General features: G+C 60.1%; 9 protein-coding genes. 3 read left to right on the top strand and 6 right to left on the bottom strand.

Annotation, left to right across the window (positions count from 1 at the left end):
- Window position 1: 1 nt before the first annotated feature.
- Genes BLL52_RS09250 through hemC form a run of 3 tightly spaced genes read right to left on the bottom strand, consistent with a single transcriptional unit; the run spans window position 2 to window position 2,879 of the window.
- Window positions 2-1,096 carry a uroporphyrinogen-III C-methyltransferase gene (locus BLL52_RS09250; RefSeq protein WP_075586400.1) on the bottom strand — a complete coding sequence of 365 codons (1,095 nt, stop codon included), beginning with the start codon at window positions 1,094-1,096 and terminating at the stop codon, window positions 2-4.
- The gene (locus BLL52_RS09245) at window positions 1,093-1,926 is read right to left on the bottom strand and encodes a uroporphyrinogen-III synthase (protein ID WP_083633878.1); all 834 of its coding nucleotides are present in this window, start codon (window positions 1,924-1,926) and stop codon (window positions 1,093-1,095) included. Before BLL52_RS09245 ends, BLL52_RS09250 begins: the two co-directional genes overlap by 4 nt.
- Before the next feature lie 2 nt (window positions 1,927-1,928).
- Window positions 1,929-2,879, bottom strand: a complete 951-nt coding sequence (gene hemC / locus BLL52_RS09240; protein ID WP_075587163.1) for a hydroxymethylbilane synthase — start codon at window positions 2,877-2,879, stop codon at window positions 1,929-1,931.
- A gap of 100 nt (window positions 2,880-2,979) precedes the next feature.
- Between hemC and ppc the strand changes: the two genes are divergently transcribed.
- Window positions 2,980-5,850, top strand: a complete 2,871-nt coding sequence (ppc, locus tag BLL52_RS09235; RefSeq protein WP_075586398.1) for a phosphoenolpyruvate carboxylase — start codon at window positions 2,980-2,982, stop codon at window positions 5,848-5,850.
- A 313-nt stretch (window positions 5,851-6,163) separates the two neighbouring features.
- Entirely contained in the window at window positions 6,164-7,519 is a 1,356-nt protein-coding gene (locus BLL52_RS09230; RefSeq protein WP_158025685.1) for a sensor domain-containing diguanylate cyclase, read from the top strand.
- 132 nt (window positions 7,520-7,651) lie between these two features.
- On the opposite strand, the gene BLL52_RS09225 is transcribed toward BLL52_RS09230, so the two are convergent.
- The 3 genes from BLL52_RS09225 to BLL52_RS09215 form a co-directional block, all read right to left on the bottom strand.
- On the bottom strand, window positions 7,652-8,065 hold the full coding sequence (locus tag BLL52_RS09225; RefSeq protein WP_075586396.1) for a gamma-butyrobetaine hydroxylase family protein: 414 nt from the start codon (window positions 8,063-8,065) through the stop codon (window positions 7,652-7,654).
- 37 nt (window positions 8,066-8,102) lie between these two features.
- Entirely contained in the window at window positions 8,103-12,032 is a 3,930-nt protein-coding gene (locus tag BLL52_RS09220; protein WP_075586395.1) for a DUF3683 domain-containing protein, read from the bottom strand.
- Between the two features lie 93 nt (window positions 12,033-12,125).
- Entirely contained in the window at window positions 12,126-12,392 is a 267-nt protein-coding gene (locus BLL52_RS09215; RefSeq protein WP_075586394.1) for a type II toxin-antitoxin system VapC family toxin, read from the bottom strand.
- Window positions 12,393-12,745: 353 nt separating this feature from the next.
- Here BLL52_RS09215 and ugpB point away from each other — a divergent pair, with 353 nt between their 5' ends.
- Window positions 12,746-14,053: a sn-glycerol-3-phosphate ABC transporter substrate-binding protein UgpB gene (gene ugpB, locus BLL52_RS09210; RefSeq protein WP_075586393.1), complete on the top strand. Its 1,308-nt coding sequence runs from the start codon at window positions 12,746-12,748 to the stop codon at window positions 14,051-14,053.
- Window positions 14,054-14,097: the final 44 nt, after the last annotated feature.

Raw genomic sequence — 14,097 nt, 5'->3', positions numbered from 1 at the left:
GTCAGCGCCCTGCTGCTGCAGCGGCCGTGGCCAACACCGCCAGCGTGTCGTCAACCCGGGGAATTTGCAACTGCCGCATCTGCAACTGCAACTGCTGCAGCAAGCCCGCTGCGGTGCGGGTGCTGCGGGCTGTGCCATTGAAGTACTTGCGCAACGCATCTTGGGCAACCACCAGATCCCCCTGAGCTGAGTCAGTTTGTCGCGACAGCAGTCCCAGGCGGGCATTGAGCAACTTGAGCTTGAAATTTTCCCGCACGAAAAACGACTGCTCGGGTGATAACAAGGCAGCGTCAGGCGCCTCAACACGGCTCACCCGAACCAGGTTACTGGCCTCGCCCAGCGCTTGCTGCAAGACTCTTTGCCACTGCTCCAGCGGTTTTGATGCCGCGGCCTGGGGCTTGTCAGCGGCCTCGGCGGCTGGCCCCACCGCGTTGGCTAACACCAAGTCGTCGGCCAGGCGCACCAGTTCGTCAAGCTTCGCCAGCATGCTGGGTGTATCGCTCACCGCAGCCGACTTAACGCGCTCAATGTCGCGCGCCAGCGCGCGCTGCAGCAGCGCAAGACGCGGCTGCGCCGCACGGGCCACCCGCTTGTCGGCACTTTTCAGGGCGGCCAACAGTGGTTCCACGGTGCCGGTTAGCTCCGCCTGCTGCTGGGCAAGGCGCAAAGCGGCCTCAATATCGACCACCAGGTTTTCGTCGCGCGAGCGTGACAGGCTTTGCATCAGTTCATCGAGCTGGCCACGCTGCAGGGCAACCTCGCTCAGGCGGACGTCGAGCACCGCCACACGTGCCACGGTTTCCTGCGCCAGCGCTAGGGCCTGCTTGGACAGCGCCTGGGCTTCTTGCGATGTGCCTTGTGCGTTGGCGCTTTGCAATGCCAGCTGCTGCTGCATGTTGTTGACCTTTTGCCACAGCATTACCGTCGCCAGCAGCGCCAGCACCGCCACAGCACCCAGCCACAGGGCGGCACTGCGCCCAGGCGCGGCTACCGGTATGGATGAGTTGCCAGCCTTTACCTGCGGCGCGGCCACGCCAGCGCGTGGTTCGGGCAACCCGCCGGGCTGGGCAGCCTCTGGAGAATTGACATTGGTCATGCCAACGATTCTATAGAGACAAGGGTGTCGGCCAGCGTTGGCAGTGAGTCCAACACCACGGCAAATCCAAGGTCTCGCGCGGTCTGCGCAATGCGGGGATGGGTGGCCACCGCGCGGGCCTGCGCCCAGCTTTGGTTTGGCAACAAACTGCGCAGGTGCCCCGCCGCTTCAGCGCTGCTGAACAACCACACCGACCCGTCGGTGGCGGCCTGTGTGGCCAAGGCACGCTGCGCCTCGCCCCAAACTGGCGCACGGCGCTGGTAGGCCGCTACAAAGTCCACGCTGGCCCCGGCCTCGCGCAAAGTCTGTGCCATCCATTCACGCCCCACGCCTTGAACGCCTGAAGCGCCGCTTGCAGCGGCACCGGACCGGTCGGCTTTGGAGTCGTCGGCGCCCGGGGAGTCACCCCGGACAACCAGCACCCGGCTCCCGGATGTGATCTGCTGGTGCACTTGCAGCCAAAGCGCCTCGGAGTCAAATTGCCCACCATCTGGCGCGGGCGCATCCACCAGCAGCGGCGGCACCCCATGCGCCAACAGCGCCTCACGGGTGCCCAAACCGGGTGCCCATGCTCTCGTATTTATAGCTTCTGGCCCTTGTTTTATAACGTCTAGAGCCTGATTTGATGCAAAAAAGAATTCAACCGCTGGAATGCTGACAAACTTCACTGCGGTGTAGTTCGCCCAGGAATCACGGGCCGCCTGCAGTGCAGCGGTATCCGCCAAAGGTCCAATTTCAAGCAGCGGCAGCGCAACGGCATCAAACCGGGTGGCGAGCGATTGCACCCAGCGGGCCGCCTGCGGCTGCACCCGGGTCACGATCACGCGCACGGCTATAACCCGAGCAGGTCGGCCTTGTCCAGGTGTTCCAGGCTGCCACCTTGCGCCAGCACACCCGCCATCAGCGCCTCAGCCACGCGTAGACCCAGAGCAGCGGCACTGGCCTGGTCGCTGACCGGCCCAGTCTCACAAGCGCGCACCAGCGGCAATTTGGCGTGGATGTCACCCCAGGCGGCGTTGATGGTCAGCACTTCCCCCTGCAGCGTGGCATAGGCGGCCAGCGGCATGGAGCAACTGCCCCCCATGGCACGGCTCACCGCCCGCTCGGCAGCCACCGCCAGCCAAGTGGGCTCGTGAATCAGCGGTGTCACCGCAGCGGTCACCTCGGCGCCGTCGTTGCGCACCTCGATGCCCAAGGCGCCTTGACCCGCGGCGGGCAGCATCACTTCGGGCTCAAAAATGTCACGAATGCGCGCCTCCAACTTCAGGCGCTTGAGGCCAGCGGCCGCCAGCACGATGGCGTCGTACTGACCTTCATCAAGCTTGCGCAGGCGGGTGTCGAGGTTGCCACGCAGGGGAATAATCTTCAAATCAGGGCGCAGCGCACGTAGCAGAACCGTGCGGCGCAGACTCGACGTGCCCAGCACCGCTCCCAGTGGCAGCGCAACCAGATTGGCGTAATGCGGTGACACAAACGCATCGCGCGGGTCTTCACGCTCCATCACGCAGGCCAGGTTGAAGCCTTCAGGCAACTCCATGGGTACGTCTTTGAGGGAATGCACCGCCAGATCGGCGCTACCGTCTTCCAGCGCCACTTCCAGTTCTTTGGTGAACAGGCCTTTGCCACCCACCTGGCTCAAAGCGCGGTCTTGAATCTGATCACCCAGGGTGGTCATGCCCAAAATACTGACCGAGTGACCCATGTTGGTCAAAATAGCCTGCACATGCTCGGCCTGCCACATGGCCAGGCGACTCTCTCTGGTAGCGATCGTGAATTTACTCATAAGCTTGCGGCGCGCGGCCATCACCTTTGCAATTTCAATGGAAACAGGAATGCTAGCATGAGTCCTGCTTGCCCAGAGCGCACCCACTTCCGGACCCAATATGACCAAAATCAGCCCGCCCCGCGCCAAATCCAGCCCAAAAAACACCGAGCAACCTCTGATTGAAGACATCCGGCTACTCGGGCGCATTCTGGGCGATGTCATTCGTGAGCAGGAGGGCGAGGCGACTTTTGCGCTGATTGAGCAGATACGCCAGCTATCCGTGGCTTTTCGCCGCGACGCCGACCATGAGGCCGACAAGACGCTGAGCAAGCTGCTCACCTCCCTGAGCGGCGACAAAACCGTCAGCGTGGTGCGCGCCTTCACCTATTTCAGCCACTTGGCCAACCTAGCCGAAGACCGCCACCACATTCGACGCCGCATGATGCACCAGCGCATGGGCGACGTGCGCGAAGGCAGCATCGCCAGAACGCTGCAGCGCCTGGCCGACGGTGGCATCACCACAGAAGCCATCAGCCAGATGCTGGCGCACAGCTTTGTCTCGCCAGTGCTCACCGCCCACCCCACCGAGGTGCAGCGCAAAAGCATTTTGGACGCCGAGCGTGACATCGCCCGACTTCTGGCCCAGCGAGATGACATCATGGCGCAGGCCTTGGCCTATAAGGTTCCCAACGATGCGCTGGCGCCGCGCGAGCTGGCCAACAACGAGGCCCAGTTGCGCGCCCGCGTGCTGCAACTGTGGCAAACACGCATGCTGCGCTACAGCAAACTCACCGTCGCCAACGAGGTGGACAACGCGCTGAGCTACTACCACGCGACCTTTCTGCGCGAAATTCCGCGCATTTACGCCCACCTGGAGCTAGCTTTGGGCAAGCAGCCCGTCGCCAACTTCCTGCGCATGGGCCAGTGGATTGGCGGCGACCGCGACGGCAATCCCAACGTCAACGCACAGACGCTGGAGCATGCCTTGCGCCGCCAGGCCGACGTAGCCATCCACCACTACCTCACCGAGCTTCACTTGCTGGGCGCTGATTTGTCGCAGTCTGCCCTGCTGCTGGCATTCTCGCCCGAGATGCAGGCCCTGGCAGAACGCTCTGCCGACACCAGCCAGCACCGCAAAGACGAGCCCTACCGCCGCGCGCTGATTGGCATGTATTCCCGCTTGGCAGCCACCTTCAAGGACCTCACCGGCAACGAGGCAGCACGCCACGCTGTGGCACCTCAAAACCCCTACCCAAGTGCGCAAGAGTTTCTGGCGAATTTGCGCACCATAGAAGCGTGCTTGTTGACCCAACGCGCGCTGCCACTCGTCACCCAGCGCCTTCAGCCGCTGATACGCGCGGTGGAGGTGTTTGGCTTTCATCTGGCCACGGTGGACTTGCGCCAGAGCTCTGACCAACATGAAGCCGTGCTGGCCGAGTTGCTGGCCACCGCCCGCGTCACCCCAGACTACGCCGCGCTGGACGAAGCCGCCAAATGCACGCTGCTGCTGTCGCTGCTCAATGAAGCGCGCCCCCTGCGGGTGATGGGCGCGCAATACAGTGCGCACACGCGCAGCGAAATTGGCGTGTTCGAAGCCGCCAAAGCCATGCGCGAACAATTCGGTGCCCAAGCCATTCGCCACTACATCATCAGCCATACTGAAACGGTCAGCGACTTGCTTGAAGTGATGTTGCTGCAAAAAGAAGTCGGGCTGATGCGTGGCGCCCTGAGCGAAGGCAACGCCATCTGCGACCTGATCGTCGTGCCCCTGTTCGAAACCATTGACGACCTGCGCAACGCCGGCGGCATCATGCAAGCCTTTTACGCCCTGCCCGGCGTGCTGGCGCTGGTGCAACGCGGCAACGCCGAACAATATGGCGAGCAAGACATCATGCTCGGCTATTCCGACAGCAACAAAGACGGCGGCATCTTCACCAGCAACTGGGAGCTGTACCGCGGCGAAATCGCGCTGGTGGAGGTGTTTGACGAGATCAACCGCAACCATCCAACGCCTGATAACAACCAATTCATCCAATTGCGCCTGTTCCACGGCCGCGGCGGCACGGTCGGACGCGGCGGTGGCCCGAGCTTTGAGGCCATCTTGGCGCAACCTCCGGGCACGGTACGCGGCCAGATCCGCCTGACCGAACAGGGCGAGGTGATTGGCTCCAAATATGCCAACCCTGAGATCGGGCGGCGCAACCTGGAAACCCTGGTGGCCGCCACGCTTGAGGCCACGCTGCTGCACCCCACCCAGGCCGCCCCGAGCGACTATCTGGAAGCCGCCGCCGAGTTGTCAATAGCGAGCATGGCCGCTTACCGCAAGCTGGTTTATGAGACCCCTGGATTCACCAACTACTTTTTTGCCGCCACACCGATCCGTGAGATTGCCGAGCTCAACATCGGCTCACGCCCGGCCTCACGCAAGGCCACGCAGAAAATTGAAGACCTGCGCGCCATTCCCTGGGGCTTTAGCTGGGGCCAGTGCCGCCTGACGCTGCCGGGCTGGTTTGGCTTTGGCTCGGCGGTGGAACAGTTTCTACAGCCGCTGGGTGATAAAACACCCGCCAAGACCCATAAACAACGGCTTCAGTTGCTGCAACATATGGAGCAGCAATGGCCGTTTTTCAAAACCCTGCTCTCCAACATGGACATGGTCCTGGCCAAAAGTGACCTGGCGCTGGCCACGCGCTACGCCGAACTGGTCACTGATAGCAAATTGCGCAAGACGATTTTTTCCGCCATCGAGCAGGAGTGGCAGCGCACCACGCAGGCGCTGGCGCTGATCACCGGCGACAAAGAGCGCCTGGCGCACAACGCTGCACTGCAACGCTCCATTCGCCACCGCTTCCCGTACATCGACCCGCTGCACCATCTGCAGGTGGAAATGGTGCGCCGCTACCGCGCTGGCGTGGGCGACGAGCGCATCAAACGCGGCATTCACATGTCGATCAACGGCATTGCTGCGGGGTTGCGCAATACCGGTTGAGTTTTTACGGCTGGCCAGTTGGTCGTATTACAAGCTGGTCACGTTAAAAACAATAGCTTCTAACCTTTATTGAATAAGGGAAAGAAGCCAAAAAAGCTTAATGTGGTTGCACGAGGCAGGCGGCGTGACTGGGTTCTCTGGGGTTGCGGCAGGTCAAGCGCAGGCAGCAAACAGACAGTCAACTCACATCGGCGACTTGATGCAAACGACCCATAGAGGTCGGAAAACTTCGTGCTTGGTTACGGGTACTTCAACGTCGTTACCTCCATTTAGGAATGGCGCAGGACACATGTTTCACTACGATCATCGGCTAATGAACGCTGAAGAAATGTTCAAAAAAAGCAACTTCCTTCTGAAGGAGTCCTTGCGAATCGCCTGCATCGGTTCCTACAAACTTGATGTTCGGTCGCTGCTTTGGAAATCTTCGGAGGAACTCGACAATATTTTTGGCATAGACAAGGGCTATGTCAGGAGCCTTCAAGGATGGATCGACCTTGTGCACCCGCAGGATGCCGAGATGATCGGGCAATCCTTGAGGAAAAAACTGCTTGGTCAGCGGACGTCGTTCAACCACGAATACAGAATCGTTCGCAAATCAAATGGCGAGACCGGGTGGGTTCGTCACATTGGAGAACTGACGCATGGCCGCAACGGTAAAGTTGCGTCAATGGTCGGAACAGTTCAGGACATCACTGAGCGCAAACGGAACGAGAACTTACTAAAGAAAAGCAGACAGCGATTTGAACGAATGGCCGAAACAGTTCCCGCTGTGTTGTATGACTACGTGCTGAACCCCGATGGCACCAATCGGTTTACCTACATGAACCGCAGGTGCAAGGAAATCTACGGTGTTGACGCCGAAGAAATCATCGCTGACTCAGGTAAGTTATGGACCCTTGTGCATGACGATGACCGGTGCCTGGTGCGCGATGAAGACAATAGGTGCAACAAGGCTGGAACCGGGCTGATTCTCGAACACCGGATCATCACCCCGCAAGGGGAACTGAAATGGCTGCATATTGAATCAAGGCCAAGCCCCACGGCGCCAGAAACGCCTGCAACGTGGAGCGGCTTTATTGTCGACATCACCGAGCGCAAGGCGACGGAGGAAAAAATACGGCACATGGCCCACCATGACAGCCTGACCGGGCTGGCGAACCGAGCGCTGTTTTCTGACCGGCTGCAAAACGCCTTATCCAGCGCTGAACGCGATGGGTGTAGCTCGGCACTGATGGCCCTGGACTTGGACTTGTTCAAGCCGGTGAATGACCAATTTGGCCATCTGGTGGGCGATGCACTGCTGAAAGAGGTGGCGCAGCGCATGGTGGGTTGCGTCAGGGATTCCGACACCGTTGCGCGCATCGGCGGAGATGAGTTTGTTGTGCTGCTGCGCAACGTCGCTGGGGAGAAAGAAGCCTTGGCCGTGGCTGAAAAAATCCGCGCCACTCTGGAGCAACCGTTTATTGCGGCGGGGCACACCGTGCGCATATCGTGCTGCCTTGGCCTTGCGCTGTACCCCGTTCATGGCGAAGACGGCCTGGCTCTACACAGGCACGCTGACGACGCCCTGTATCGGGCCAAAAAGGATGGACGCAACCGGGTTAGGCTTTGTGAGCCGCTAGCGAACTACTCGCCGGCATTGGCCCGGGCTGTCATTTCGAGCGGCTGATGGTTTGCGGTAGCGGCCGATTTCTGCGCCTTTGACAGTCGGGGGCTGCCACCCCAACCCATTCACTGCCAGACACAGATGCCGACCGCCTGCCCAGTCAAACCTAGGCGATTAACGCGGCAGGTAAACGCCTCAGTGCGTGGCGCAACTGCTGGCGGCTTTTCCGGGCATCGGGGCATCGCGGTCCATACCGACGGCCCGAAGCTGGGCAAGATAGTCCGCCCACAGCTTGTCTTGCTGCGAACCCAGAAAATACAGGTATTCCCAGGTGTACAGACCCGTGGTGTGACCATCAGAAAACGTCGGCTGCACCGCGTAATTGCCAACCGGTTCCAACGCGGTTAGGGTCACCTCACGCTTGCCAGTCTGCAGGGTCTCCTGCCCCGGTCCGTGCCCCTGCACCTCGGCTGAGGGGGAGCACACCCGCATCAGCTCGAATGGAATGCGAAAGCTCGCGCCGTCTGAAAAGCTCACCTCCAGCACCTTGGAGGCGCTGTGCACCGTGATGTCTTCGGGGTGCGGGCTACCGGCTTTCAAACCTGCCATGGAAAATCTCCTTGTGTTGGGGTCTGGCAGCGAGGGCTTACACCAGCACCCGCTCAATGCCGCCGCTGTTGGCCAGCTTGACGTAGTCAGGCATCCATTGGTCGCCCAGAATCTGGTTGGCCATCTCGACGACGATGTAGTCGGCCTCCAGCAGGCCGTTTTGCAAATCTTCGCCAAAACGGCTCAGGCCTTGCAGGCAGGCGGGGCAGCTGGTCAGGATTTTGAGGTTGTCCTTGGCTCCCACACCGGCTTGCTGGCGCAACTGCGCCTCGCCCTTGAGGATTTCTTCTTCTTTTCGGAAGCGCACCTGGGTGGAAATATCGGGCCGGTTCAGCGCCAGCGTGCCCGATTCACCACAGCAGCGGTCTGACAGCAGCACCTGGTCACCCAACAAGGCCTTGACGGTTTTCAGCGGCTCCTGCAGCTTCATCGGGCTGTGGCACGGGTCGTGGAATAAAAAGGCACCGGCGTTGGCCAGGGTGATGCCTTTTTCCAGCAGGTACTCGTGGATGTCGATGATGCGGCTGCCGGGGAATATCTGGTCAAACTCATACCCCTGCAACTGGTCGTAACAGGTGCCACAGCTCACCACCACGGTTTTGATGTCGAGGTAGTTCAACGTGGTGGCAACCCGGTGGAACAGCACCCGGTTGTCGGTGATCATCTTCTCAGCCTTGTCAAACTCGCCGCCGCCGCGCTGCGGATAGCCGCAGCACAAATAACCTGGCGGCAGCACGGTTTGCACCCCGGCGTGCCACAGCATGGCTTGTGTGGCCAGACCCACCTGGCTGAACAGCCGCTCCGAGCCGCAACCGGGGAAGTAAAACACCGCTTCGGTCTCCGAGGTGGTGGTTTGCGGGTTGCGAATGATCGGCACGTAGTCTTTATCTTCAATGTCCAGCAAGGCGCGCGCGGTCTTTTTGGGCAGGCCACCGGGCAGCTTTTTGTTGACGAAGTGGATGATCTGCTCTTTGATCGGCGCTGGGCCCAGGGTGGCAGGCGGCGCCTTGGTTTGCTTGCGGCCCGGCAGTTTCAGAACATTCGCCGCGAGGCGCTGGCCCTTGATAGCCACATTGACCATCACCGAGCGCGCCAATTTGATGGTCTCGGGGTTGGTGGCATTAAGCAAAAACATGGCGGCTGCCCCGGCAGGGCGGAAGCTCTTTTTGCCCATCTTGCGCAGCAGGTTGCGCATAGCCATGGTTACGTCGCCAAAGTCGATGTCCACCGGGCACGGCGACAGGCACTTGTGGCACACGGTGCAGTGGTCGGCCACGTCTTCAAACTCCTGCCAGTGCTTGATGGACACGCCACGGCGGGTTTGCTCTTCGTACAAAAACGCCTCCACCAGCAAAGAGGTGGCCAGAATTTTGTTGCGCGGCGAATACAGCAAATTGGCGCGCGGCACGTGGGTGGCACACACCGGTTTGCACTTGCCACAGCGCAGGCAGTCTTTGACGCTGTCAGCAATGGCGCCAATGTCTGACTGACTCATGATCAGCGATTCGTGCCCCATCAGGCCAAAACTGGGGGTGTAGGCGTTGGTCAGGTCGGCATATAAGAAATCAGCCTCTAGCCCTTTATCTATATGCGCTGATAGCTCTGTATTTCGTAGCAATTTGCCTTTGTTAAAGCGCCCCTCGGGGTCCACCTGGGCCTTGTAGTCGATGAACGGCTGCAGCTCGGCATCGGTCAAAAACTCCAGCTTGGTGATGCCGATGCCGTGCTCGCCAGAAATAACGCCACCCAGGCTGCGCGCCAACGTCATGATGCGTTTGACGGCACGGTGTGCCGCCTGCAGCATCGGGTAATCATCGCTGTTGACCGGAAGGTTCGTGTGCACATTGCCGTCTCCGGCGTGCATGTGCAGGGCCACCCAAACCCGGCTTTTGAGCACACGCTGGTGAATCGTGTTGCATTCTTTCAGGATCGGCTCGAACGCCTGGCCACTGAAAATTTGCTGCAGCGGTGAACGAATCTGCGTCTTCCAGCTGGCCCGCAGCGTGTGGTCTTGTAGTTGGTCAAACAGGGGCTCCACGTCGCGCAGCCAACCCGACCAGCGTGTGCGCACCTCAGCCAGCAGTTCCAGCGCCTGGGCCACGCGGTCTTCCAACATCTCGGCGGCAGAAATATCACCTGCATCGTCCTGGCGACCCAGCGGCAGATGGCCCTGTTTGAAGAAATCTTCCAGCGCGTCGCACAGCGCCAGTTTGTTCTGCAGGCTCAGCTCGATGTTGATGCGCTCAATGCCGTCGGTGTATTCGGCCATGCGCGGCAGCGGAATCACCACGTCTTCGTTGATCTTGAAGGCGTTGGTGTGTTTGGAGATCGCCGCGGTGCGTTTGCGGTCCAGCCAGAATTTCTTGCGTGCTTCAGGGCTGATAGCAATGAAGCCTTCACCGCTGCGGGAGTTGGCAATGCGCACCACTTCACTGGTGACACGCGCCACGGCGTCAGCATCGTCCCCTGCAATGTCGCCAAACAGCACCATTTTGGGCACCTTGCTGCTGGAGCCGCCGCCTTGCGCGCCACGCTTGCTCTTGGTGGCGTAGCCCACAGCCTTCAGGTAACGGTCATCCAGGTGCTCCAGCCCGGCCAGCAGCACGCCACCGCGCTTTTGCTCGGCAAACATGAAGTCTTTGATCTCGACGATGCTGGGCACCGCGTCTTTGGCATTGCCAAAAAATTCCAGGCAAACCGTGCGGGTGTGCGCAGGCATGCGGTGCACCACCCAGCGCGCGCTGGTGATCAGGCCGTCGCAGCCTTCTTTCTGGATGCCAGGCAGGCCACTCAAAAACTTGTCGGTCACGTCCTTGCCCAGGCCCTCTTTGCGGAAGGTTTTGCCAGGAATGTCCAGGCGTTCGCTACGCAGCTTGGTTTTGCCGTCAGCCTTGAAATACTGCAGCTCAAAACTGGCCACGTCCACATCATGGATCTTGCCCATGTTGTGGTTGATGCGGGTCACCTCCAGCCACTCGGCCTGCGGTGTCACCATGCGCCAGCTGGCCAGGTTGTCCAGCGAGGTGCCCCACAGCACGGCTTTTTTACCGCCAGCGTTCATGGCGATGTTGCCGCCAATGCAAGACGCTTCAGACGATGTCGGGTCCACCGCAAACACAAAACCGGCGCGCTCGGCAGCATGTGCCACACGATTCGTCACCACACCGGCTTCTGACCAGACGGTGGCCACCTCATGGTCCAGCCCGGGCAGCGTGCGCATTTCCACCTCGGACATGGCTTCGAGCTTTTCGGTGTTGATCACCACGCTTTTCCAGGTCAGCGGAATGGCGCCGCCGGTGTAGCCAGTGCCACCGCCGCGCGGGATGATGGTCAAACCCAGTTCAATGCAGCCGGCCACCAGATGCGCCATCTCGGCCTCGGTGTCTGGGGTGAGCACCACAAACGGGTATTCCACTCGCCAATCTGTAGCATCAGTCACATGGCTGACGCGGGATAGGCCGTCAAACTTAATGTTGTCTTTGGCGGTGAGCCTGACCAGCAGGCGCTGCGCTTTGCGCCGTAGCGTGGCGGTTTCAACAAAATTCTGGTCAAAAGCCTGCACCGCCTTGACGGCTGCGCCCAGCAGCTGGCCCACCAGCGCGTCGCGCTCGAGGTCAGCGTCCGGGTTGCGGCGCTTCTCGATCTCGCCCAGGCGGTGCTGCAAGGCTTGCACCAGCAAGACGCGACGCTTCGGGTTGTCCAGCAAGTCGTCCTGCAAATAGGGGTTGCGCTGCACCACCCAGATATCACCCAGCACCTCATACAACATGCGTGCCGAGCGGCCGGTGCGGCGCTCTTCACGCAACTGGTTCGCCCAGCCCCAGGCGGACGCGCCCAACAGGCGAATGACGATCTCGCGGTCAGAAAACGAGGTGTAGTTGTACGGGATTTCGCGAATACGCTGCGGCTCGTGCGGCGCGCTGGCATCCGCAGGCAACAAAGACGTGATCTGGGTGGGAGCGTTCATGGGTGTTGTGATGGCCGCCCAAACGGCGGTTCAACGGCCTGTGAAAGCTGCGTCTGGGCTGGGCAGGCGATGTTACCGCAGCGCAGCATTACCCTACTGCAGGCTTGGGGCCATCCGGTTTGCAAGTTGCAGACCCGCAATCTTTTCAAAATAGCGGGTGTTGTGGGTGACCGGAGGCAGCGTCTCGGCCAGGGCGTGGGCGGCGATTTGGGTGCCAAGATCGCCTTTGGGAGTACCTTGGTGCTTGTTCTGTGACTTGATGTCGCTGTAAATGTCGGCGGTAGCGGCAGGCCAGGGCAGCGCCGTGAGTTGCCGGAGTATCAAATCGATGCTGCGCCGGCGTTTGTCTTCTGCCACCATTCAGGCTTGGCCGTCACGAAGTTCAGCCTGAGTGATGGCCGAGATAGCGAACGGGGTTGGGGCGTGACGCATCGTCTCGCGGTGGTATGAAGTCCTCGGTAAATGGGTTTTACGTATCAACCGAAACAGTTCATTTAGGTCGCGCTTTGCGCTGATCATCATTCTTGGGTTTCAGAATGATCTCGCCAGTGGCTTCATTGCGGCTGATTCAAACATGCCTGCCCTGATGGAAACCCTGATGCCTGTTTGAGCCAAATCTGCGTCTAATCAATGTTTACACACTGCCATATTGACGTCACGGGCGTTTCACACGATTTACATATGCTGCACGATTTAACTTCCAGGAGAAAAGCATGAAACTGAAACTCGTAGCGGCAGCTTTTGCCGCCATGTCGGCCCTGTCTGCTCACGCCATAACCGAAGTCCAGTGGTGGCACTCGATGACAGCGGTGAATGGAGAATGGGTCAATGATCTGGCCAAGAGCTTTAATGCCAGCCAGACCGATTACAAGATTGTCCCCACCTACAAGGGCTCCTACGACGAGTCGATGACCGCCGCCGTGGCAGCGTTTCGCTCCGGCAACGCACCGCACATCCTGCAGGTGTTTGAAGTGGGCACGGCCACCATGATGGCCAGCAAGGGCGCCATCGTGCCGGTGGCCAAGGTGATGAAAGACGCCGGGCAGAAGTTTGATCCCAAGGCCTATATTTCAGCTGTGGGCGGCTATTACACCGCACCCAACGGCCAGATGCTGAGCATGCCGTTCAACAGCTCTACCACCGTGTTTTACATCAACAAGGATGCGTTCAAGGCCGCCGGTCTGGACACCAGCAAAGCCCCCAGCAGTTGGCCTGAAGTGGCCTTGGCGGCGGCCAAACTGAAAGCCAATGGCCACAAGTGCCCGCTGACCATTGCCTGGCAGGGCTGGACTCAGCTGGAAAGCTTCTCGGCATGGCACAACGTGGAGTTTGCCACCAAGTCCAACGGCTTGGCCGGGCTGGATGCGCGCATGAAGATCAACTCACCGCTGCACGTGCGCCACATCGACAACCTGGCCAACATGGCCAAACAGGGCCTGTTTGTCTACAAGGGCCGCGCCAACGTACCCGAGGCCACCTTTGTCTCGGGCGAATGCGCCATGATCACCACCTCAAGCGGCTTCTATGGCAATGTGAAGAAGAACGCCAAGTTCAACTTTGGTCTGGCACCGCTGCCTTATTACCCGGACGTACCCGGGGCGCCGCAAAACACCGTGATTGGCGGCGCCAGCCTGTGGGTCATGGCCGGCAAGAAGGCTGATGAGTACAAAGCTGTCGCTGAATTTTTCAATTACATTTCCAGTCCGCAAGTGCAGTCTGCCAGCCACAAACGTACCGGCTACCTGCCCATCACCACAGCGGCGTTCCAGTTGACCGAGAAATCGGGCTTTTACAACGAGAATCCGGGCACCGATGTGGCGGTGAACCAGATGATCCGCAAAGTAACCGAAAAGTCACGCGGCATCCGCTTGGGCAACTATGTGCAGATCCGCACCATTGAGGACGAAGAACTGGAGCAGGTCTGGGGTGGCAAGAAGTCTGCCAAAGAGGCACTGGACTCCGTCGTGACACGCGGCAATGTGTTGCTGGAGCGGTTTGAGAAGGCCAACAAAGGCAAATGAGGCCCATGACCTGCCCAACAAGCCATGACCGGCCACAGCCTGGA

The organism is Rhodoferax antarcticus ANT.BR (assembly GCF_001938565.1).
GTDB classification, from domain to species: domain Bacteria; phylum Pseudomonadota; class Gammaproteobacteria; order Burkholderiales; family Burkholderiaceae_C; genus Rhodoferax; species Rhodoferax antarcticus.
The sequence above is the reverse complement of the archived record's forward strand: the minus strand, read 5'-3'. Positions and strand labels throughout refer to the sequence as shown.